At 41.8% G+C, this 21352-nt stretch carries 22 protein-coding genes; 3 read left to right on the forward strand and 19 right to left on the reverse strand.

Features of this window, described 5'->3' with window-relative positions:
* Positions 1-77 precede the first annotated feature (77 nt).
* Positions 78-1319: a beta-ketoacyl-ACP synthase II gene (gene fabF / locus ACP69X_RS08670; RefSeq protein WP_041089814.1), complete on the reverse strand. Its 1242-nt coding sequence runs from the start codon at positions 1317-1319 to the stop codon at positions 78-80.
* Positions 1320-1340: 21 nt separating this feature from the next.
* Positions 1341-2279 carry a beta-ketoacyl-ACP synthase III gene (locus ACP69X_RS08675; protein WP_024425052.1) on the reverse strand — a complete coding sequence of 313 codons (939 nt, stop codon included), beginning with the start codon at positions 2277-2279 and terminating at the stop codon, positions 1341-1343.
* Between the two features lie 171 nt (positions 2280-2450).
* Between ACP69X_RS08675 and ACP69X_RS08680 the strand changes: the two genes are divergently transcribed.
* On the forward strand, positions 2451-2684 hold the full coding sequence (locus tag ACP69X_RS08680) for a hypothetical protein (RefSeq protein WP_024425053.1): 234 nt from the start codon (positions 2451-2453) through the stop codon (positions 2682-2684).
* A 10-nt stretch (positions 2685-2694) separates the two neighbouring features.
* Here the strand turns inward: ACP69X_RS08680 and ACP69X_RS08685 are convergent, their stop codons facing one another.
* From ACP69X_RS08685 to ACP69X_RS08700, 4 genes are all read right to left on the reverse strand, one after another.
* On the reverse strand, positions 2695-2892 hold the full coding sequence (locus ACP69X_RS08685) for a ComZ family protein (protein ID WP_041089812.1): 198 nt from the start codon (positions 2890-2892) through the stop codon (positions 2695-2697).
* A gap of 13 nt (positions 2893-2905) precedes the next feature.
* On the reverse strand, positions 2906-3868 hold the full coding sequence (locus ACP69X_RS08690) for a BMP family ABC transporter substrate-binding protein (protein ID WP_041089810.1): 963 nt from the start codon (positions 3866-3868) through the stop codon (positions 2906-2908).
* 91 nt (positions 3869-3959) lie between these two features.
* Positions 3960-4535, reverse strand: coding sequence for a nad binding enzyme (locus tag ACP69X_RS08695; protein WP_073979848.1), 576 nt, complete (start codon positions 4533-4535; stop codon positions 3960-3962).
* A 73-nt stretch (positions 4536-4608) separates the two neighbouring features.
* Positions 4609-5349, reverse strand: coding sequence for a hypothetical protein (locus tag ACP69X_RS08700; RefSeq protein ID WP_041089806.1), 741 nt, complete (start codon positions 5347-5349; stop codon positions 4609-4611).
* Between the two features lie 212 nt (positions 5350-5561).
* On the opposite strand from ACP69X_RS08700, the gene ACP69X_RS08705 reads away from it, so the two are divergent.
* A complete protein-coding gene (locus ACP69X_RS08705; RefSeq protein WP_003211779.1) occupies positions 5562-5756 on the forward strand; it encodes a YjzD family protein in 195 nt (64 codons plus the stop codon).
* Positions 5757-5880: 124 nt separating this feature from the next.
* Here ACP69X_RS08705 and ACP69X_RS08710 read toward each other — a convergent pair whose 3' ends face one another.
* The 13 genes from ACP69X_RS08710 to ACP69X_RS08770 all read right to left on the reverse strand — a co-directional run bounded on the left by ACP69X_RS08710 (position 5881) and on the right by ACP69X_RS08770 (position 20352).
* Positions 5881-7146, reverse strand: a complete 1266-nt coding sequence (locus tag ACP69X_RS08710; RefSeq protein ID WP_024426491.1) for an MFS transporter — start codon at positions 7144-7146, stop codon at positions 5881-5883.
* Between the two features lie 160 nt (positions 7147-7306).
* Positions 7307-7486, reverse strand: coding sequence for a YjzC family protein (locus tag ACP69X_RS08715; RefSeq protein WP_008348517.1), 180 nt, complete (start codon positions 7484-7486; stop codon positions 7307-7309).
* Positions 7487-7588: 102 nt separating this feature from the next.
* A complete protein-coding gene (gene argF / locus ACP69X_RS08720; protein WP_075611237.1) occupies positions 7589-8539 on the reverse strand; it encodes an ornithine carbamoyltransferase in 951 nt (316 codons plus the stop codon).
* Positions 8536-11616, reverse strand: coding sequence for a carbamoyl phosphate synthase large subunit (locus ACP69X_RS08725; protein WP_426052594.1), 3081 nt, complete (start codon positions 11614-11616; stop codon positions 8536-8538). Before ACP69X_RS08725 ends, argF begins: the two co-directional genes overlap by 4 nt.
* Positions 11609-12670 (reverse strand): carbamoyl phosphate synthase small subunit, encoded by a 1062-nt coding sequence (locus ACP69X_RS08730; protein ID WP_039177774.1) that lies wholly within the window; start codon positions 12668-12670, stop codon positions 11609-11611. Before ACP69X_RS08730 ends, ACP69X_RS08725 begins: the two co-directional genes overlap by 8 nt.
* Before the next feature lie 70 nt (positions 12671-12740).
* Entirely contained in the window at positions 12741-13892 is a 1152-nt protein-coding gene (locus tag ACP69X_RS08735) for an acetylornithine transaminase (RefSeq protein WP_269103955.1), read from the reverse strand.
* Positions 13889-14665 carry an acetylglutamate kinase gene (gene argB, locus ACP69X_RS08740; protein ID WP_041089795.1) on the reverse strand — a complete coding sequence of 259 codons (777 nt, stop codon included), beginning with the start codon at positions 14663-14665 and terminating at the stop codon, positions 13889-13891. The genes ACP69X_RS08735 and argB overlap by 4 nt, the downstream gene beginning before the upstream one ends.
* Before the next feature lie 14 nt (positions 14666-14679).
* Positions 14680-15900 carry a bifunctional ornithine acetyltransferase/N-acetylglutamate synthase gene (argJ, locus tag ACP69X_RS08745; protein ID WP_426052595.1) on the reverse strand — a complete coding sequence of 407 codons (1221 nt, stop codon included), beginning with the start codon at positions 15898-15900 and terminating at the stop codon, positions 14680-14682.
* Positions 15901-15922: 22 nt separating this feature from the next.
* Positions 15923-16960, reverse strand: a complete 1038-nt coding sequence (gene argC / locus ACP69X_RS08750) for an N-acetyl-gamma-glutamyl-phosphate reductase (protein WP_426052596.1) — start codon at positions 16958-16960, stop codon at positions 15923-15925.
* 137 nt (positions 16961-17097) lie between these two features.
* On the reverse strand, positions 17098-17646 hold the full coding sequence (locus ACP69X_RS08755; RefSeq protein ID WP_039177758.1) for an MFS transporter: 549 nt from the start codon (positions 17644-17646) through the stop codon (positions 17098-17100).
* Positions 17643-19088: an FAD-binding oxidoreductase gene (locus ACP69X_RS08760; RefSeq protein WP_426052597.1), complete on the reverse strand. Its 1446-nt coding sequence runs from the start codon at positions 19086-19088 to the stop codon at positions 17643-17645. The genes ACP69X_RS08755 and ACP69X_RS08760 overlap by 4 nt, the downstream gene beginning before the upstream one ends.
* Positions 19089-19211: 123 nt before the next feature.
* A complete protein-coding gene (locus tag ACP69X_RS08765; RefSeq protein ID WP_024425066.1) occupies positions 19212-19520 on the reverse strand; it encodes a metal-sulfur cluster assembly factor in 309 nt (102 codons plus the stop codon).
* A gap of 46 nt (positions 19521-19566) precedes the next feature.
* Positions 19567-20352 (reverse strand): alpha/beta fold hydrolase, encoded by a 786-nt coding sequence (locus ACP69X_RS08770; protein ID WP_426052598.1) that lies wholly within the window; start codon positions 20350-20352, stop codon positions 19567-19569.
* 137 nt (positions 20353-20489) lie between these two features.
* Here ACP69X_RS08770 and ACP69X_RS08775 point away from each other — a divergent pair, with 137 nt between their 5' ends.
* Positions 20490-21302 (forward strand): Cof-type HAD-IIB family hydrolase, encoded by an 813-nt coding sequence (locus tag ACP69X_RS08775; protein ID WP_024425068.1) that lies wholly within the window; start codon positions 20490-20492, stop codon positions 21300-21302.
* Positions 21303-21352 lie beyond the last annotated feature (50 nt).

A 21352-nucleotide genomic window follows, 5' to 3' on the forward strand; every position in this document is an offset into this window, starting at 1 on the left:
ACCGCTGAACACCTCCATTTTCATCATATGCAAAAAAGCGGCGATCTGTTTATCGACCACCGCTTTCTCAGGAAGTATTACGCTTCGTATTTTTTGAAGATAATTGTCGCATTATGCCCGCCAAAACCAAGTGAGTTACTTAAAGCAACTTGTACTTCTTTTGAACGTGCTTCATTTGCTACATAATCAAGATCACATTCTTCATCCGGTGTTTCAAGATTAATGGTTGGAGGAATGACGCTGTCTTTAATCGCAAGAACAGAGAAAATGGCTTCTACTCCGCCTGCTGCGCCAAGTAAGTGACCTGTCATTGATTTTGTCGAACTGATTGCAAGCTGGTTCGCATGCTCTCCGAACACTTCTTTAATTGCCATTGTTTCAAATTTATCATTGTAAGGTGTGCTTGTACCGTGGGCATTGATATAATCAATGTCTTCCACAGACAAACCTGCATCTCGAATCGCTTCTTTCATTGCACGGACGCCACCTTCACCGTTTGGAGCTGGTGCCGTAATATGGTAGGCATCTCCAGTTGAACCATAACCAACGATTTCTGCATAAATGGTTGCACCACGTTTTAACGCATGCTCAAGTTCTTCAAGAACAATAATCCCTGCACCTTCACCCATGACAAATCCGTCACGGTTTTTGTCGAATGGACGGCTTGCTGTCTTTGGATCAGGATTTGTCGAAAGGGCTTTGTTCGCACAGAAACCTGCAAACGACATTTTTGTTAACGGCGCTTCTGTTCCGCCTGTGATCATTGCATCTGCATCTCCGCGCTGAATCACTTTAAATGCATCACCAATTGAGTTTGTACCTGTTGCACATGCTGTCACTGTACAAGAGTTAACCCCTTTTGCGCCAAGTGCAATAGAGATTTGGCCTGTCGCCATATCAGGAATCATCATTGGGACGAAGAATGGACTGACGCGTCTTGCCCCTTTATTTGAATACACTTCGAACTGCTCTTCAAATGTTTCAAGTCCGCCAATACCAGACCCAACCCATACACCAACACGCGGTGCAATTTCATCTGTGATTTCAAGACGTGAATCTTCGAGCGCCTTTTGAGCAGCAACGACTGCGTATTGGGTGAAGCGTGCCATTTTACGCGCTTCTTTTTTCTCCATGTAATCTTCAATGTTAAAATCTTTTAGTTCTGCCGCTACTTTTGCGGTATATTCACTTGAATCGACACGTGTAATCGGTCCAACCCCTGATACACCTGCTAAAGCATTTTTCCATGTTGACTCTACATCGTTGCCAAGTGGTGTCAAAGCACCTAATCCTGTAACAACTACTCGTTTCTTATCCATTAATTTGTGCACCCCACTCTTTTATCGGCCCCATCGCATAGCGATTGCGCCCCAAGTTAATCCGCCACCAAAACCAACCATTACAATCACATCGCCGTCATGAATTTTTCCGGCTTCGATTTCTTCACATAGTGAAATTGGAATAGAAGCTGCTGATGTGTTTCCATATTTATGGACAGTCTTCGACATTTTTTCAACTGGCAGCTCTAAGCGTTCGCGTGCTGCTTCCATAATGCGAATATTTGCTTGATGCGGGATCAAGAAGTCAACGTCTTCTTTTGATAGTCCAGCTTTTTCAATGACATTTACACTTGACTCGCCCATTTGTCTTACAGCAAATTTAAATACTTCTCGTCCATTCATGATTGTATGATCTTTTTCATCTAAGTACAAGTGCTTCCCGCCGCTTCCATCTGCTCCGAGTTCAAATGATAGAATTCCTTTGCCTTCACTGACTTCTCCCAGCACAGCAGCGCCAGCTCCATCTCCAAACAAAACAGCTGTATTGCGGTCATCCCAGTCGGTAATACGAGAAAGCTTTTCAACACCGACAACAAGCACATGTTTGTAAGTTCCTGATTCGATAAATTGTTTTCCAGTAACAAGCCCATACATAAAGCCAGCACACGCAGCGCTAATATCCATTGCACATGCTTTATGTGCACCGAGCTGCTCTTGAATCATACAAGCAACTGTCGGAAATGCTTGATCTGGCGTGACTGTCGCCACAAGAATCATATCGATATCTTCTGCAGCCACATCTGCGTCAGCTAATGCTTTTTTTGCAGCAGCAAGCGCCATATGAGATGTATTGACATCATCAGATGCAATTCTTCTTTCTTCTATACCTGTTCTAGTACGAATCCACTCGTCAGAAGTTTCAACCATTTTTTCTAAATCATGATTTGTTAATACTTTTTCAGGTATATAGCGGCCAAGGCCAATAATTCCAGCATTCATTGAATAAGACTCCTTTTACTCATACGAGCATGTGATATTGTGATCTTATATTAGTATCTGGTACTAATTTTACCTTATTTTTTTCTTCTTGGCAATACAAACGTCTAACCTTTCCTCTCACTTTTTTCATAGATTAATGATATATACCAATAGTAGAAAGGAACATGTGATATGGCGCAAAAAGATATTTTCTCAGCAATGATGTTTGGACAGCCGCTTGAAAAGGAGAAAAGCAAGACTGAGGCAAAGGAGGAACGTGCGGAGACATCTTCAAGTGATGATTCAATTGACTACATGCATGTCATGAATCAAATTGGGAACATTATGAACTCCATCGATGAGCTGAAGCCTGTGTTTAAAGATGTTGGTCCTATGATTAGTGCCTTCAAGAAAAAATTATCATAAAAAAAAGCCACTATTCTGTGGCTTTTTCTGATTCTGCATCTGCTTTTCCAAGCTCGTATGCTTCCTGCATGACAGATGTAAATAATGTTAGAAGCGGCTGGAGAGCTTCAGGCTCAAGCTGAATCCCAGCTTTATCTAACTCGTCCTTTGCCTGCGGAAAATACTTCATAGCAATTTGTAAAAATTCCATCGATTTTTCGTGCTGCATGATCGTCGTCTCCTCACTTTTCATTTGGCAGTTTGCCTGTTTTTTTGTAAGACGCAATATCACTTTCAATTTCTTTCACAAAAGCGTCGTCAATGGTGGAACTAAATTTCCCCATCTCGATCACTCCTTCTTTAAAATCAAAGGAGTACTCACCTTGTTCATTTAGCTTGCCTTCATTAAACTTCTTTGCAATGATACTGTACGCTTTATCAACATGCTGTACAGTGCTCGTTAAAACCGTATGACTTCCAAGGTTGGATTGATCGGTGACATACCCGATCGCTGATAAATTATCGGCTTTGATTTGTTCAATGACAGGGATATTATAACCATCACCTGCTGGATACACAACATCTACGCCCTGCTTTTTTAATTTTTGATAGAGCTCCACCGCTTTGTCAGCATCATCCCAGTTTTCGACAAACTCTGCTAACACTTGTACATGTTCATCTTGATATTTTGCCCCTTTGATAAAGCCGTCTACCTCACTTTGCCAATCATATGTAGCAAGAATACCAATCTTTTTGGTTTTTGACATATGTGCAGCTGTCATGCCTCCGAAAAAGCCCATCGCTTCACCTTTAAACGTCACGTTTGTGACATTGCCCGCCTGAGGCTTGTTTCCATTGACCGTAATAAATTGTATGTTTGGATAATCTTCACTGATCAAGTTAAAAATTTCACTGTATTCATTGCCATGGCCAATAATTAAATTGACTCCTTTTTTATGGAATTCTTCAATGGCATCAACGATTTTCTCCTTGTCGACCATTCCTTCCTTATAATAAACATCTACACCAAATGTTGATTGGATACTTAATAAGCCTTTATAACCTTTCGTTCCCCAAACTTGATCATTAATCGTATCGGGGACGAGTAAACCCACCTTCTCAATTTTTCCTTTTAAAGGCGCCTGCGAGCAGGCAGATAATAGAAGAAGGAACGAAAAGATCATGACAAGCCGTTGGTACTTCATGCCATGTTCAACTCCCTTTTGCAACATGCAGTGATGAACCTGTATGTTAAATATAGGTTTATTTTATACTGAAAAAAGATAAGATGGAAGATCATTCTTGCTTTTTGTCGAAAAATGTTGAGTTTTGTCTTTTCCATTCCGCAATCATGTCTTCTGCCTGTTTGACATCTGTTTCGCTTTCTACCTTCAATTCATGCGTCATGTCCTGTCTTTGACCTGTGTCCGATGCCCATTTTAACAAGTCCTTTGCCACATCTTCTACAAAAAATGAATCAGCACGCTTTGTTTGATCTTCATTGAATGTCCATGGTCCGAACATGTGAGGAAGAATAACTGCCGGCATATTCTGTTTTGCTGATTCGTTTTCAGGTTTATCAAAAAGAATCCGGTACATGCCATGCTTTGCTTTGATGTCTTCCTGCCTGTTATGCGGTTCCTCTGATTGAATAAAAATGAGGTCATACGTGTCTTTGCTATCCTGAAGGTCAATGACACGTACGAGATCATTTCTGCCTAGCCACATCATCCGCTCTTCTAACAGTCCCTTTTGCTCTTCTTTAAGATCATGAGGACGCGTGATATCCACTTGGATGCCCTCTTTCATCATATATTCACAAAGTGTCAGGCCAAAAAACTCATCTGCCCCTATGATCAGTCCTGTTTCCATGTTCATGTCCCCTTTTTTAATATCGAATAAAAAGAAGAGCCCTTTCTATGAAGGGCTGTTATCATCCTATTCATCACAATTCTCTTTCATGCGATTTATAAAACTTGTGAATGGATTGAAAGATTCTTCTCGGATGATCAAACATATGCAGTGTGAGATCGATCTGACAATGTTCTGGATTCTTCATATGCTGATCAATAAAAGGCTTTGCGTGAAGTTCATATGCATAAGGTGCGCCGTTTAGTCTTTGCCATATATGAATCGGCACATGAGCAGAATGAACAGGGCAAGAAGGCAGTGGATACGTTTCAGCTTCCTTTTCAGAACAGCCATAGCTCTCTGCTAACTCTTTGATCAGCTGCTTATAAAAGAATTTGTGCTCCTTTTCTCTTTCTCGTTGTGCACCCAGATGCAGACATGGATTCACCATCGCAATGGACCTTAGCACTTCAGGCATCTCCTCAGCGAGGCTCATGGCAACAAGTGCACCCATTCCCTCTGCGAGCACATGAATTTCCCGGTTTAATATTTCTTGTTTTAGTGTGTGATGCACGAGCTGCTTGGCACTAAAAACAGCATCTTCGCATCCCCAGTGATTCCCATGAAGATGACTATTAAACAATGTATATCCTTCATCCTTTAAGGCAGTTAAAAGCTGGTTTCTTCCATAATGCTGAAGCCAGAATGATGTATTTTCCTGCACAAAGTGATTTCGGTCACCGAGGATTAGAATGCCAAAGCCATTTGGTTTTTGAGGAAGATGAATGATGTTCCACTGGGAACCAAGCTGGAAAAAACGTTCGCTTACACCCATATGGCCAGCCTCCTTTCAGTGATTCTGCTTTCTATGATATGAACAACTACTCTTGTAGGAATAAGGAAATCCCCTAAAGACAGAAGAATTCTTTTTATTTTTATAGCAGAAGGTCTCAAAATGGTCACATAAAGGCGGAAAACAGTCTTTTCCCTTCACTTGCATCTATGGTATGATAATCAATAGATTGTTACATAAAGGACGGTGGGATTATGCATTATATTATCACCCTCATTTGGACTTTTCTGCTGACACATATGGCTGGTTACATCGTTGCCTCTATGAATGGAGCTGCTTATGATTTTACGCTCACTTCCATTCTTGCAGTTGTGTTTACGGTTATTTTATTCATCTTTGCTGAAGTAAGTCCAATGAAAGAAACGGAAAGTTCAACAAAACACTCTTAATATGCAAAAACGATTTGTGAAAAAAGAGCTAAAATGATGTTTAGCTCTTTTTTCTTTTTTTCTGCGTGATTAAAAAGCGGCATGCTAAAACCCCCTGTCTAAACATACAGGGGGTTTTTATCGTTTACACCTCGACGGTTTCGGACTTTTGTTTGTCCGCTGTCAAATGGCTTTTCGCAAGCCCTGTAAACAGGAAGATCGCGATACCTGATAAAATCTCAAGGATTCCTCCGCCAGCAATGACAGGTCCCGCTCCAAATCTTTCTGCCAGAACGCCTGATACGACAGCTGCAAGCGGGAGAAAGACATTTGATGAAGCATTGATCACAGCATATACTTGCGGCTGATCCTCTTGGTCAACAGACGTTTGAATAATGACCATTTCCGGTACATTAATCGCACTGACAGCAGCTCCGAAAATAAAGGAAGCAAGCAGAACGACCGGCAGCCATGTACTCATCCCTGTAATAAAGAACGCAGCCCCTTCAATCATGCCAGCGACAATAAAGAACAAACCAAATCTCTTAATTTTGACCTTCGCTAGAGCAAAGCCCATCATAAACGCGCCAACTGCGGCAACGCCTCTTAAAATGGAATACACCATGGAGTCGCTTTGCAGCGCTTCTGCTACGTATACCGCTGAGAGCGCCTGCCACGGAGCAGCTGCGACATTCATTAAGATACAATACAGTGTGAGTGCAAATAAAATGTGATGGTTTTTGACAACGAGAAACCCTCTTTTTAAGTTATACAAATATGTATTCTTCGCTTGTTTAATGCCTGCTGCTTTTTCCTCATCGGTTTTCTTCAGCTTGACCCCGATAATAAACAGGCCAGAAATCACAAATAAAGCAGTGGTGATCAGCAGGGTATCAGCAGGTCCAATCAATTTAACCAAAAGACCAGCCACCATGACTGCTGCAAGTGCGACAATCTCAAAGGAAGATTGCAGAATCGCATTTGCTTTTTGAATGAGATGCTTTGGAACAATCTGCGGTAAGATCGCTACAGAAGCTGGATTATACGCTGCACCTGTTGCCGATTGAATAACCATTAATGAAATCAATAACCATAGAGGCAATAGATGCGAAAAGTGCAAAAGTGGAATAATGAGTACAATTGTTGCTCGAACAACATCTGAAGCGAACATCCATTTAGACAAATGGTGCTTTTTCATAAGAGGTCCTAATATTGGGGCTAACAATGATGAAGGGAGAACAGTTACTGCTAGAAGAAGTCCTGTACCGAGCGCTCCATCCCCTCTTAAAATCAATAGCCAAAGGACGGATGTAAAAGCAAAACTTTCCCCTGTGTTTTTAATGAGTCTTGATATGAATAATGAGGTGAAGCGTTTATTCCAAACACTTTCACTGAGATTCATCTTTTCCATCACACAAATCCTTTCAACAATATTTTCCAATTATACATTTTAGTTTAATTTCCATACTATTTATTTGAAAATTGGAACTTAATTGCTTTTTATTATAAAGAAAAAAGAGGCATGACACATGCCTCTAAAGACTTATTCCTTATGACTCTTAGTCAATTGCTTACGGCTTTCTTTGGTAAGTCCAAACCCGATTATGGTTCGAGTTATCAGGAAAGACATCGCCTGCTTTAAGCTTAATCTTTAAAGGATCTTTCACCATACTGCCAGTTTCACCGATCTCGATATACACACCATTATTAGGTGCTTTATTCCCTGATTTAAATTGATGCTGCTGACCCATTTTCATCCTCCTTTCTCGATTGATGTTATTATGTCCCGTCCCTTGCCTCTCCAATCCTTTATGCAAAAAGTCCCTGCTCATACGAGTCAGGGACACTTTGAATTATTTGGATGGTTGATACATGAGTTCTTTCATTAACGCTTTTTGCACATGCAGGCGGTTTTCTGCCTGCTGAAATACTTTTGAGTGCGGCCCGTCAATAACATCTGCCGTCACTTCTTCACCGCGATGTGCCGGGAGACAATGAAGAAAAATATAGTCCTTTGCTGCATGACTCATCAGTTCGTCATTGATTTGATATTCTTTAAATTCAGCAAGTCGTTTCTCTGTTTCTGCCTCCTGCCCCATGCTTGTAAACACATCTGAATAAATAACATCTGCATCTTTTACAGCTGCGACAGGATCTGTCGTCACGGTCACTTCTGTGCCTGATTGTTTCGCAAACTCACGGGCAGTGTCTGTTACTTCTTGAAGTGGTTCATAGCCTTTTGGTGATGCAATAGCAATGTCACAGCCTAGCTGCGCACAGCCGACCATTAAGGAGTGAGCCACGTTATTTCCGTCACCGATATAGGCGACTTTGATTCCTTTTAACGTCCCTTTTGTTTCTTTAATCGTTAATAAATCAGCAAGTGCCTGACATGGATGTGAGTAGTCAGTTAATCCATTAATGACTGGAATGGACGCGTATTGTGCAAGCTCTTCAACCTTCTCATGCTCAAAGGTTCGAATCATAATACCGTCGACATAGCCAGACAGCACCTGCGCTGTATCACTGATGGTTTCACCTCTGCCAATTTGCAAATCATTTGAGCTGAGGAAGAGCGCATGTCCTCCTAGCTGCGTCATTCCCGCTTCAAACGAGACACGGGTTCTAGTCGAAGATTTTTCAAAGATCATTGCCAACGTTTTCCCTTTGAATAAATCTTGATATGGGTTTTGCTTCATTTCTTCCGCTTTTTTAATTAAATAAGCAATCTCATGGATTGAGAAATCTTTTAACGATAAAAAGTCTTTTCCGTATAATGTCGGTTGTACGTCGACTTGACTCATGCCGTCACTTCCTTTTTATATAATTCATGGAGCGATACTGGTGACACATCTCCATTTTTTCCTTGCAGGAATGCTTGAACAGTTTCATATTCGGTTAGGACTTGAACGCCGTGTGTGAGTGCTTTTACACGCTGCTCTTTTGCCTCTTCATCTTCTCCTAAATGAATATGAAGGGATTTATCTTCATTCTGCAGCCAGGATTCAAAGCTGCCAGTCCAGACGTCAAAGCCTGCTTGTTTTGCTTCATCTATCAATTGCTCACTGCCTTGTATAAAGAGGCTTCCTTTTTTCTTCCAGATCGGCGCAAATACTTTTTTCAAGGCGCTTTCGGCGTTCTTGCCTACACACATTCCTTCTCCTGTCGCTTTCATTTCAGGTGTCAGCTTGAGGTCGATATCTTGAATGGCATGTGATGAGAACACTGGGAATTTGACCGCTGTCCCCCCTTTGTTTTTCGTTGCAGGGTTTAACTCTTCAAGCGCCGCACCAGCTAATAATTGAGTGGCCATTGGGATCATATCAATGCCCATTACCTTACTGACGACTGGAACAGTCCGGCTTGCCCGCGGATTCACCTCTAATACAAGCGCCTGATCACCTTTGATGACAAATTGGATATTCATAATGCCCTTGAACGCTAATTTCTTCGCTATTTGTTCAGACGCGGTATGCACCTGCTGTTTGATGTCTTCACTGATCGAGATGCTTGGTAAAATGGCAAAGCTGTCACCTGAGTGCACGCCCGCTTTCTCAATATGTTCTACGATCGTTGGAATGAAGGCTGTTTTTCCGTCAGAAATAAGATCCACTTCAACTTCTTTTCCAGTAACGTACTCATCAATTAAGATTGGGTATGGCAAATGATCTGGCTGATCCAGCAGTGACGCCAAATGTGCTTCTGACTGAACAACGATCATTCCCATTCCACCAATGACATACGATGGGCGAATTAATACAGGGTAACCGATGCTTTTCGCATGTACGAGTGCTTCTTCTTTTGAATGAGCCGTATCTCCTTTTGCGTGAGGAAGATTCAGTTCATCAAGAAGCTGATAGAATAAATCACGGTCTTCAAGTGCATCCAGCGTAGCAAAGGACGTACCTAACAACGTGACACCGGCTTTTTCTAAGCCTTCTGCGACGTTAATCGCAGTCTGTCCGCCAAATTGGACAATGACAAAATCAATTTGTTCTGCTTCCACAACGTTTAGGATGTGCTCTAATGTAATCGGCTCAAAATATAAACGATCTGCAATCTCATAATCAGTACTGACTGTTTCTGGATTGTTGTTCATCATGATGGTTTCAAATCCAAGCTTTTGCAAAGTAAGAACGCCATGAACGGCACTATAATCAAACTCGACCCCCTGCCCGATTCGAATCGGACCAGAGCCAATGATAAGGGCACGCTGCTTTGTTTTTTCTTGATGCTCACCATCGCTTTTGCCAAAGTAGGTGGAATAGAAGTAATTCGTTTTTGCATCAAATTCCGCCGCACATGTGTCGACAATTTTAAATGAAGCAGCAATTCCGTACTCTTGACGGAGCTGCCTGATTGACTCTTCCGTTTGACCCGTAAGAAGAGCAATCGTTTCATCAAGGAAGCCTTTTTCTTTTACCTTTTTCAAGGTATCTTTTGATAGCGTCCCCTTATGATCTTTCAATTCTTGCTCGAGCGTAATCATATTCTGGAACACATGTAAGAAGAATCGATCGATTTTCGTCGTTTGATGAATCGTTTCAACCGTTTCTTGTCTTGAAAGAAGCTCCATGACAGCGAAAAACCGGCGATCGTCTGGTGTTTTGATGAGTTCAAATAATTGTTCTGTCGATTGCTCTTTCAGTTCTGGCAGGTGGAAGCCCTTCGTTTTAATTTCAAGTGATGCAACTGCTTTTTGGATGGCTGATTCTAAATTTCGGTCAATCGCCATGACTTCGCCAGTGGCCTTCATTTTTGTGCCTAATTGACGGTCTGCCTGTTTAAATTTATCAAATGGCCAGCGCGGGAATTTTACGACAACATAATCAAGTGCCGGCTCAAAACTAGCATATGTTGTGCCTGTGAGCGGGTTTTTCAATTCGTCTAGCGTATACCCCACCGCAAGCTTAGCTGCCATTTTCGCAATCGGATAGCCTGTTGCTTTTGATGCAAGAGCAGATGAACGGCTGACCCGAGGATTCACCTCAATGACAAAGTATTCTTTACTGAGTGGATCAAGGGCAAATTGGATGTTGCAGCCGCCGACTACATCCAGCGCTGAAATGATTTTCAGGCTCGCTGAACGGAGCATTTGATAATCCTGATCCGTTAGTGTTTGGGAAGGTGCAACGACAATTGAGTCTCCTGTATGCACACCAACTGGATCGATATTTTCCATGTTGCATACCGTGATACACGTATTTTGACGGTCTCTCATGACCTCATATTCGACTTCTTTAAAGCCAGCTATGCTTTTTTCAACTAAACACTGGTGAATCGGACTCGCTAAAAGAGCTCCTTCAATGAGCGGCTTAAATGCCTCTTCTGTTAGAGCGATTCCGCCGCCTTTACCGCCAAGTGTGTATGCTGGTCTTAGGATGACTGGGAAGCCGACTTCTTTTGCAAATTGAAGGGCATCTTCCGCATTATCCACAATTTCACTATCTGGCACAGGTTCGTTCAAATGCTTCATGAGAGCACGGAATTTCTCTCGATCTTCACCGTTTTCAATTGTTTCAACTGACGTTCCGAGCAGGGTCACCCCATGCTTTTTCAGCACACCGGCTTTTTCTAGCTCGACAGCAAGGTTTAAAGCCGTCTGTCCGCCAAGGTTGGCTAAAAGACCATCTGGTTTTTCCTTTTCAATGATTCTTGTCACTGAATCAACTGAAAGCGGTTCAAAATAGATTTCATCAGCAAATGACTCGTCTGTCATAATGGTTGCTGGGTTATTATTCACTAAGATGACTTTGTAGCCTTCTTCTTTTAAGGCCATACATCCTTGTGTTCCTGAGTAATCAAATTCTGCTGCCTGACCAATGATGATCGGACCAGACCCGATGACTAGAATGGTTTGTATGCTTTGATCTTTAGGCATGTGCGACTTCTCTCCTTGCTTGTTTCACTTTCTCAATAAAATCATCGAATACCCATTCACTTTCAGCAGGCCCTGGGTGTGCTTCTGGATGAAATTGAACTGACATAATCAGCTTTTCTTTATGAATGAATCCTTCTACAGATCCATCATTGACATGAAGGAATTTCACATCCACTTCTTTGTCATTCATGCTTTTTTCATTCACCACATAGCTGTGGTTCTGACTTGTCATAAAGACACGTTTGGATTCTGTATCCTGTACAGGATGATTCGCTCCCCTGTGGCCAAATGGCAGCTTATACGTATCCCCGCCAAGTGCTAGAGCGATTAATTGGTGACCTAAGCAGATTCCAAGTGTCGGGAATGTCATCATGATGTCATGAATCGTTTTTAAATATGGTGTCATGGTTTTCGGATCTCCAGGTCCGTTTGACAGCAGGATCGCATCTGGTTTGATCTCAAACACCTTTTCCATTTGTTTATATGGAATGACGGTTACTTTACAGCCGCGCGCTGCAAGCGAATCTGCAATTGATTTTTTAAAGCCAAAATCAATGAGCGCCACATGTTCCTCACCACTGCCTTGTGTGTAGATCTCGCTATCTGTCACCTGTGCGACGACATTGTCTTGTTTCATTGCAGGCGGCGTTTCGTTTTCGTCTACACTGAGCACAGCGTTCATCGTTCCATTTGCCCGGATGTTTTGCACGACTGCGCGCGTATCTGTATGTGTCAGAAGCGGAATATTCCACTTTTGTAAATAATCTTTTAAGCTGACCGCTGCAAGATGATGTGAAAAATGCTCTGCTGCCTCGTAAACAACCACCGCTTTTACTTGAGGCTTTTTGCTCTCAAAGTCTTCATGATTAATGCCGTAATTTCCGATCAGCGGATATGTGAAAACAATGATCTGACCTTTATAGGAAGGATCTGTGAGCACCTCTTGATAACCTGTCATACCTGTAAAAAAGACCACTTCACCTGTGATGCCAGCTTCTCCTGTCAGATCTCCTTCAAAAGAGGCTCCATCTTCTAAATTTAAATAACCTTTCATGCTTATGTCACCCCAAAATTGAATAATTAATGATATAAATGTATTTTTATACGTTTCTTTGTAAAAAAATTTACACCGAAACTGTTTTATTGGCTAATACTTGAACAATTGCTTCGATCGCTTGATCCAGCTCTGCTTTCTTCACATTCAGCGGAGGTAATAAACGAATGACATTTGGACCAGCTGGAAGCACCAGCAACCCTTGTTCTCTAAGAGCTGTGATATATTCACCGACTGGCTGACCACATTCAATACCTGCCATCAATCCTTTTCCCCGCACTTCTTTTACGATATTCAGCTGTTTGACATTTTGCAGCTTTTCTAACAAGTAATTACCCTTTTCTTTCACTTCTGAAAGAAACTCTTCTTTAAAAATTAGATCGAGTGTCGCATTCACAGCGGCCATGGCAAGCATATTTCCACCAAATGTTGTACCATGTGAACCTGGGGAGAATGCATCTCCTAGAGCTTTTTTCCCTATAACTGCACCAACTGGAAAGCCGTTTCCTAACCCCTTTGCTGCAGAGATAATATCAGGATCAAGACACGTCTCTTCGTACGCAAATGCTGTTCCTGTACGACCGATGCCCGTTTGAATTTCATCTACAATCAGCAGTGCTTCATGCTTTGTGCAAAATGCTTGAACTGCTTCTAGAAATTCTGGTGTCGCTGGATTCACTCCACCTTCACCTTGCACAACCTCCAGCATCACCGCTGCCACATCATCGACCGCACAGGCTGACATAGCGTCTGGATCATTAAACGGTACATAGTGAAAGCCTTCTAGCATAGGACCAAAGCCAGTTTTGATTTTATCTTGACCTGTGGCAGCCATACCAGCATACGTGCGCCCATGGAAAGAGTGCAAAAATGTGATGATATTTGTTTTCCCTGTCGCTTTACGTGCTAATTTAATGGCACCTTCATTTGCCTCTGCGCCGCTATTGCAGAAAAAAACGAGATCGCCTGAACTGTTTGCTGCCAGCTTTTCTGCTGCTTTTTCTTGCAGACCATTTTCAAACAGATTCGACACATGCCAGACGTGATCAAGCTGTTCCTTAATGGCTTGATTGACCTTTGGATGATTGTGGCCTAAATTTGTTACTGCAATGCCTTGGATAAAGTCTAAATATTTTTTCCCATTTGTATCGACTGCCCAAGAACCTGCTGCCTCTTTAATCTCAACATTCCACCGTCCATAATTTTGAAAAAGATGACTCACAGGACCGCCTCCTTTTGTTTTACGATTCTTGTGCCTTTAAAGGTTTCTCCTGTAAAGATACTGCCTTTGCCATTTACGATCATCACTTCATCTACATCACCTGATAAAGCACTCAAAGCGGATTGTACTTTTGGAATCATTCCCCCGGAAATAATGCCTTCATCAATGAGTGAAAGGGCTTCTTGTTCGGTGACGACATCTAATAGTTCACCATTTTTTAAAATGCCTTCAACATCTGTGACAAACATGAGCTTATCAGCTTTCATGGCTCCGGCGACAGCTGATGCTGCTAAATCAGCATTCACATTTAAGGTTTGGCATTCTTCCGTCATAGACAGCGGCGCAATTACAGGAATGAATTGTTTCTCCATGAGTGCTTCCGCCATTTCTGGATGAACTTCTTTGATTTCGCCAACGTACCCATAAACGTCTTGATCAAGGAAATCGGCGACAAGCATCTGCCCATCTTTACCGGATACGCCGACAGATGATATATCATGCTTTGCGAGCTCTGACACAAAGTATTTATTGACTGTTCCCGAGAGAACCATTTCGGCTACCTCTAACACAGGCTTCGTTGTTTTACGCTGACCGTCAACAAATTCTGTTTTCACCTCTAATTTTTGCAGCATGTCAGTGATTTCAGGTCCTCCGCCATGCACGATAGCCAGCTTAAACCCAGCAGCTTGAAGTGAGCGGACATTTTCATAAAATGTATCTGAAAGTTCTCGAATGACACTGCCTCCACACTTGAACACGATCGTTTTATCCATGTCTATCTCCTTCTTTATGTGCGATAGCTCGCGTTAATTTTCACATAATCATAGGTGAGATCACAGCCCCAAGCTGCTGCTTCACCATTCCCCTCACTCATTTGAATGAAAATTGTAATATCATCCTGCTCTAGATATGCTTTTGCTTCCTCTTCTGAGAATGGCTGCGGTTCATTGTGTTTGAATAAACATTGTCCGCCTAAATAAACTTCTACCTCTTCCGGAGTGACGGAAGCTGCGCTATGACCAATGGCTCCAACGATTCGGCCCCAGTTAGCATCCGTACCATATACGGCGGTTTTGACAAGACTTGAACCAACTATTTTTTTCGCAATGATGCCGGCTTCCAAGTTATTTTTAGCACCAGCGACTTTCGCTTCAATTAATTTGGTTGCGCCTTCTCCATCTCTCGCAATCTCTTTGGCTAAATCCTCACAAGCTAGTTTTAATCCTTCTTTAAACAATGGCCATTCTGGATGCTCTTCATTGAGTACATCGTTTTCTGCCATGCCATTTGCCATCACGAGCACCATATCGTTTGTCGACGTTTCTCCATCGACGGTAATTTGATTAAAGGTCACATTCGTAATGTCACGAAGCGCTTGCTGTAACGCTTCCTGTTCAACATTTGCGTCTGTTGTGACAAAGCCAAGCATTGTCGCCATGTTCGGGTGAATCATGCCAGAGCCTTTTGCTGCGCCTGAAATGATGATCTCTTTTCCGTCTATCGTAAGGGTGTATGTTGTATTTTTAATGACAGTATCTGTCGTTAAGATCGCTTCTTCAAAATGGCCTTTTTCGGCTTTTGCTTCTTTTAACTCGGCGATGCCCTTTTTGATTTTATCCATCTCCAGACATTCCCCAATGACACCAGTAGAAGAAACAGCAATGTAATCAGGTGCTACACCTAACATATCTGCACAGGCTGCCTGCATGTCGTATGCGTCTTTTAATCCCTGCTCACCGGTACATGCATTGGCGATGGCACTATTGACAATGACTCCTTTTAATTGTCCTGTCTTTTTTAAGCTTTGTTGTGTGACTTTGAGAGGCGCAGCTTGAAAGTGACTTTGTGTGTAGACCGCTGCACTTGCTGCTGGTACTTCGCTGACGATGAGGCCAAGGTCCTTTTTTGAATAGCGCAAGCCAATGTGAATCCCCTTCGCTTCAAAGCCTTTTGGTGATGATACGTCACCGTCTATTTTGACAATGCTTTTTTCATTCAATTCGATCATGTTTGTTGTCTCCCCTGTTCTCTTATGGATAAAGAGGTGTCATTGTGAGGCCCGCCTCTTCATGTAAGCCTTTGATGATGTTGAAGTTTTGAACCGCTTGACCGGCCGCGCCTTTCATGAGATTGTCTATGACCGACACGATTGTAAGTCTCCCTGTTCGCTCATCTAAATGAAAGCCAATGTCACAGAAGTTACTGCCATATACTTCTTTCGTTTGTGGATAAACGCCGTGATCTCTCACTCTGACAAAATAGGAATCTTCATAAAAGCCTTTCATTCGCTTCATCAATTCTTCTTTTGTGACATCTGTTTTTAATTGTGTATACATCGTCGCCATAATCCCTCTTGTCATCGGGACAAGATGCGTTGAAAATGTGACGTTCGCCGTCTCTTGATTCCATTCTCTTAATATTTGCTCTATTTCTGGCGTATGCTGATGCTCATTCACCTTATAAATTTTAAAGTTATCGTTTAGTTCTGAAAAATGCGTTCCAAGTGAGGCAGATCGTCCGGCACCGGACACCCCTGTTTTTGCATCTATTATAATCATAGATTCATCGATGACATTCTGTTTGATGAGCGGTGCTAAACCGAGAAGAACTGCGGTAGGAAAGCAGCCCGGATTGGCAATCACTTCAGCTTGTTGAATTTTGTCACGATTCAGTTCGGATAAACCGTACACCGCTTGTTGAACAGATGCTTCATCCGCTGCCCTTCGTTTATACCAAGCTTCATAGGTGTCTCCATCTTGAATGCGCAAATCACCTGATAAATCAATGATCGGCACTCCTTGATTCATAAGCTTTGGCGTCAGTTCACTTGATACGCCTGCTGGAGTCGCTAAAAACACAGCTTCTGTCTCTTGCACAATAGCAGCTGGGTCAATGGTTTTTAATGTTTGGTCAGTAATCGCTGTTAGATGTGGATAAGATTGACTGTATGATTGCCCATCACCACTTGATGAATACAATATACATTCCTCCACATGCGGGTGATGCTTGAAGATACGAACCAATTCCGCACCACCGTACCCTGTAGCACCTATAATACCTATTTTCAACGTCAATACACCCTCTTGATCTTTGTGAAATTATTTAACATTATAACATGTATAAAAATTAATTCAATTGTATATTTAATATTTGTTTTCATTTTTTTTCAACAAAAAAACCGCATATCTTCATGAGACATGCGGATTTATCTTTCGTTTTTGATATAGATGACCATGAGCGCACTGCATAAATATAATATAGAGCTTGCATAAAAAATGAAGTAAACGGTAAAGAAATCAGCGAACAGGCCTCCAAGCATAATAGCGATGGATGAAAAAAGGGCTGTCCAAAAATGATAGTGACCGACTTCTTTCATTCTTTTGTTCTCTGTTGTGAGGTCCGTGACGAGCAGTTTCTCTCCGTGCTTTTGAAAGCCGCCTAGCGCACCAAGTGCCAGCTGAATCATATACACTTGCTCCACTTCTGTTATATGCGGAAAAAGCAGCAAAAGAAACGCCATACCGAACGAATGAATGATTAAAAAGAGCCGCCTGTCGGTGGTTTCGGGCAGTTTCCCTAAGAGTAAATGAATAAATGCTCCGCTTAAACCAAACAGGCCGTAGGCAAGACCAAACTGTGAATAGCTTGACCCAACATTTTTAATAAAAAGAATGTAAAAAGGGAAAATCAAACTGCTGGCGAAAAACAGCAGACTTTGTGAGTAAACGAACCATTTCATTGCTTTTGCATTCATTGTGTATTGTACCTCTCATAAAAGTAGTTGATGAACGTGCCATCTGGATCTGCTTGTTTTTTCTTTTGGAAGAATACATCGGTTTTAGGGTACGCCCGCTTCATTTGCGCCTTCGTTTGATAAGGCATGTACGGTAAGTAATAGCTTCCATCGTGCCGTAGCGTGATATCTGTCATTTTTCGAATGATTCGCTCGGCTTCCGCCTTCTCTTCTTTTTCGAACCCGTAATTCACTAAAAGCACAAGTGCAAACATATCTTGTTTCGCATATGAGAGATCCGCTTTTTCATTTTTTTGTACATAGCGTATTGTGATATTCATTAGATTCAAATCTTCTTGTTGTAAAAAGGATCTCATGTCATCGATATACGCACGAAAACGGTCAACTGGGACGAAATATTCCTGCAACACATCTGTGTCGGATTCATTTTCATATTCTAAAAAGGCAGAATCAGAACGCATCACATTGTTTCTTGTGATCAGCTGATCATTTTGACTTAGGAAATACTTCTTTTGCAAATTCCAGAGCAGATCTTTCCCCATATCAAATCTCCTTGAAAGGCCGAGCATAAATTTCAATGGCATGACGAGTTGATCTTCTTTCAGTTCTTGATATGATTCAACCCCTTGTTGTGAAGTGAGTGAATAATTCGTCACATACATCTCTTTCAAAAAGTTTGTTTTTGCTGTTGAGATTCTGGCAAGATGCATGCGTACTTCTTTATTGTGTTTGACATGCTTTTGAAAATAATCCGTATACTCATCGTAACCGAGAGAGGTTGTCTCCATTTTATATAGTTCATCTTTTGTTAAAGAAAGCTCCACATCTAAAATGACGCCGAACAAACCGTATCCCCCAATGACCGCAGTAAATAAATCATCGCCTGGCTTCACTGTCACGATCTCACCATCTGCTTTTAACAGCCTGAAGGAACGAACTGTGTCAATGAGTGACCCGTAACGAATGTCACGTCCATGTGCATTTGCACTTAAAGATCCGCCAATTGTAAAGATATTCTGCGATTGCATCACCTTCACAGCTAGACCATATGGATTCACATATTTTTGTATATCATCCCATGTAGCGCCGCTTTGAACCCGAATCGTTTTCTTTTTTGGATCAAACGCTAAAATCTGGCGGAATTCCGTCATATCAAGCACGATGCCGTTTTCATAATACGTGTGACCGCCCATGCTATGCTGTTTGCCGGCAATAGAAATCGGCAGGTGTTTTGCTTTTGCTTCTTTCAATACGTCTTTTAACGTGTCTATTTCTTTTCCTTGAACAACTTTTTTGATTTTGACAGGCATGAGATGACTGACATCAGTAAAAGCCTCAAGATCCTGTTTTTTGTGTGCTTGGCTTTCGCGTATGGTGATTGATGCAAAAAATGCAGCAGCATATACGATCAAAAGAACGATCCATAGCCATTTTCGTTTCATGATAGGTACTCCGTTCTATAAAATTACATCCATTATATCAAGCCATTCTCTTCCTCCACCTTAATTTTTCATAAAAAAACCTGGCATGAGTTTATCTCATACCAGGCATTTTTCATTTTGTGCTTATTGAATACCGAGGGCGATTTTTGCGTATCTTGACATTTTGTCTCGTGTCCAAGGCGGATTCCATACGATGTGAACTTCTGTTTCTTTTACTTCTGGAAGATCACTTAATGCTTTTTTGACTTCATCCACGATAATTGGTGCAAGAGGACAACCCATTGATGTTAAGGTCATGGTGATATCCGCTTTTCCATTCTCATCAAGATCGACATCATAGACAAGTCCAAGGTTGACGATGTCGACATTCAGCTCAGGGTCAATCACCTGTTCTAGGGCGCCTAAAATATTTTCTTTCAATGCTTCATCCATGATATCCACTCCTTTTTCCATTAGTATAACGTACTTTTTCTTATGACTAAACGTTTGTGCTTTTCAGATGAGTCACAAACCAGTCAATCGTTTCAAACATCGCTTGTCTTGAGACCTTATGGCCAGCTTGACCATCAGTGATAAAGCGAATCAGGTGCGGATCCTGCTTATATTGTGTGGACGCTAACTCATCGTATAGGGATTTTGCGTGCCGGTAAGGGACTACAGGATCATTTTCTGCATGCCAGAATAACAGCGGTCTTTTCTTTAATCGATCCGTTTGCAGCGTTAAATCATATGGGCGCAGGGCGTCTAATTGCAGATGAACCTCTTCGTCTGTAATGTCTTTCATCAACCCTTTGTGACGCATGTCCATGATCTGTGCTTTTAGAAACGTCGTATAGTTCGGACTCCCCATCAAGCTGACAGCGGCTTTGATCCAATCATGCTTGGCAAGTGCGCCAAAGGTGGTGATGCCGCCCATGGAAGTACCTGCAACGCCTATCAAATCGGCTTCAATCAATTGTTTTTCTTGAAAGTATGTTTTGAGTATATCGATTTCACGAATTTCGTTCAGGACAATTTCCCAGAACTTTGATGCCAGTTCCTCTAAGTTGAGGTTTTCTGATCTTACACCATGATAAGCACAGTCAGGCAAAATGACTCTCATGCCTTTTTCAGCCAGATGGAAGGCGAAGTGTAAATTATGCTCTCGTGCACTTGTAAATCCGTGAATAAAAAATACAAGCGGCAGCGGTTTGTCTTTATTTTCAGCTTTTACGATATGTAAAAATGGAATATCGCGCGTAATTTGCTCATCAATGGTGATCACAGCCTATGAATCCTCCTTTATCATTCCCGTCTTTGTTTATTTTAACATGTAGACAACAAAGATGTGATAAAGATACACTATAGAAAGAGGCGCTAACATGGATTGCCTCCTATCACTTACAGATCAAAGGAGATTTTATGGAGACTAAACCTTATCTAATCGCACTTGACCTGGATGGCACATTATTAAAAGATGATAAAACCATTTCTGCGCATACACTTGACGTCATTCAAAAAGTGAGAGACAGCGGGCATCACGTCTGTATATCAACAGGCCGGCCATTTCGATCCAGCTCTCCTTATTATCAGCAATTACAGCTTGATTCACCAATTGTGAATTTTAACGGAGCGTTTGTCCATCATCCTCTTGATGAAAAATGGGGCAGATTTCATACGTCACTTGATCTTCAAGTGGTCAAACAGCTTGTAGACATTAGTGAAGAGTATAAAGTGCACAATGTGTTAGCTGAAGTGTTAGACGATTTGTATTTCCATTATCATGATGAAAAACTCATTGATATCTTTAATATGAATGCAAACAAAGTCACTGTTGGGGACCTAAGAGACAACCTTGGAGAGAATGTGACGAGCGTGTTAATTCATGCAAAAGAAGAGGACGTCGGAGCTATTCGAAGCTATTTATCAGATGTTCATGCAGAAGTGATTGATCACAGACGCTGGGCTGCCCCGTGGCACGTGATTGAAATCATTAAAACAGGCATGAACAAAGCTGTTGGATTGCAAAAGATCAGTGATTATTACGGTGTTCCTAAGGAGCGGATTGTGGCATTCGGAGATGAAGACAATGATTTAGAAATGCTTGAATTTGCTGGATGTGGTGTGGCAATGGGCAACGGAATTGATGCTGTGAAACGTGTCTCAAATGAAGTCACTGATACGAATGAACAAGACGGGATTGCTAAGTTTCTAACGAATTACTTCTCGCTTTAATTTTTCCATTCATACATAGCAGATGGAAGCGGGCATACTACCGTTAGACA

This window comes from Bacillus sp. DC4300-2b2, from assembly GCF_049895685.1.
In the GTDB taxonomy this organism is placed as follows: Bacteria; Bacillota; Bacilli; order Bacillales; family Bacillaceae; genus Bacillus; species Bacillus safensis.

Bases quoted from the DNA above. Each gene is read 5' to 3' on its own strand.
- fabF (WP_041089814.1), bottom strand. From the start codon at position 1,319: ATGGATAAGAAACGAGTAGTTGTTACAGGATTAGGTGCTTTGACACCA.
- ACP69X_RS08675 (WP_024425052.1), bottom strand. From the start codon at position 2,279: ATGAATGCTGGAATTATTGGCCTTGGCCGCTATATACCTGAAAAAGTA.
- ACP69X_RS08680 (WP_024425053.1), top strand. From the start codon at position 2,451: ATGGCGCAAAAAGATATTTTCTCAGCAATGATGTTTGGACAGCCGCTT.
- ACP69X_RS08685 (WP_041089812.1), bottom strand. From the start codon at position 2,892: ATGCAGCACGAAAAATCGATGGAATTTTTACAAATTGCTATGAAGTAT.
- ACP69X_RS08690 (WP_041089810.1), bottom strand. From the start codon at position 3,868: ATGAAGTACCAACGGCTTGTCATGATCTTTTCGTTCCTTCTTCTATTA.
- ACP69X_RS08695 (WP_073979848.1), bottom strand. From the start codon at position 4,535: ATGGAAACAGGACTGATCATAGGGGCAGATGAGTTTTTTGGCCTGACA.
- ACP69X_RS08700 (WP_041089806.1), bottom strand. From the start codon at position 5,349: ATGGGTGTAAGCGAACGTTTTTTCCAGCTTGGTTCCCAGTGGAACATC.
- ACP69X_RS08705 (WP_003211779.1), top strand. From the start codon at position 5,562: ATGCATTATATTATCACCCTCATTTGGACTTTTCTGCTGACACATATG.
- ACP69X_RS08710 (WP_024426491.1), bottom strand. From the start codon at position 7,146: ATGGAAAAGATGAATCTCAGTGAAAGTGTTTGGAATAAACGCTTCACC.
- ACP69X_RS08715 (WP_008348517.1), bottom strand. From the start codon at position 7,486: ATGGGTCAGCAGCATCAATTTAAATCAGGGAATAAAGCACCTAATAAT.
- argF (WP_075611237.1), bottom strand. From the start codon at position 8,539: ATGAGTCAAGTCGACGTACAACCGACATTATACGGAAAAGACTTTTTA.
- ACP69X_RS08725 (WP_426052594.1), bottom strand. From the start codon at position 11,616: ATGCCTAAAGATCAAAGCATACAAACCATTCTAGTCATCGGGTCTGGT.
- ACP69X_RS08730 (WP_039177774.1), bottom strand. From the start codon at position 12,670: ATGAAAGGTTATTTAAATTTAGAAGATGGAGCCTCTTTTGAAGGAGAT.
- argB (WP_041089795.1), bottom strand. From the start codon at position 14,665: ATGGATAAAACGATCGTGTTCAAGTGTGGAGGCAGTGTCATTCGAGAA.
- argJ (WP_426052595.1), bottom strand. From the start codon at position 15,900: ATGATCGAATTGAATGAAAAAAGCATTGTCAAAATAGACGGTGACGTA.
- ACP69X_RS08755 (WP_039177758.1), bottom strand. From the start codon at position 17,646: ATGAATGCAAAAGCAATGAAATGGTTCGTTTACTCACAAAGTCTGCTG.
- ACP69X_RS08760 (WP_426052597.1), bottom strand. From the start codon at position 19,088: ATGAAACGAAAATGGCTATGGATCGTTCTTTTGATCGTATATGCTGCT.
- ACP69X_RS08765 (WP_024425066.1), bottom strand. From the start codon at position 19,520: ATGGATGAAGCATTGAAAGAAAATATTTTAGGCGCCCTAGAACAGGTG.
- ACP69X_RS08775 (WP_024425068.1), top strand. From the start codon at position 20,490: ATGGAGACTAAACCTTATCTAATCGCACTTGACCTGGATGGCACATTA.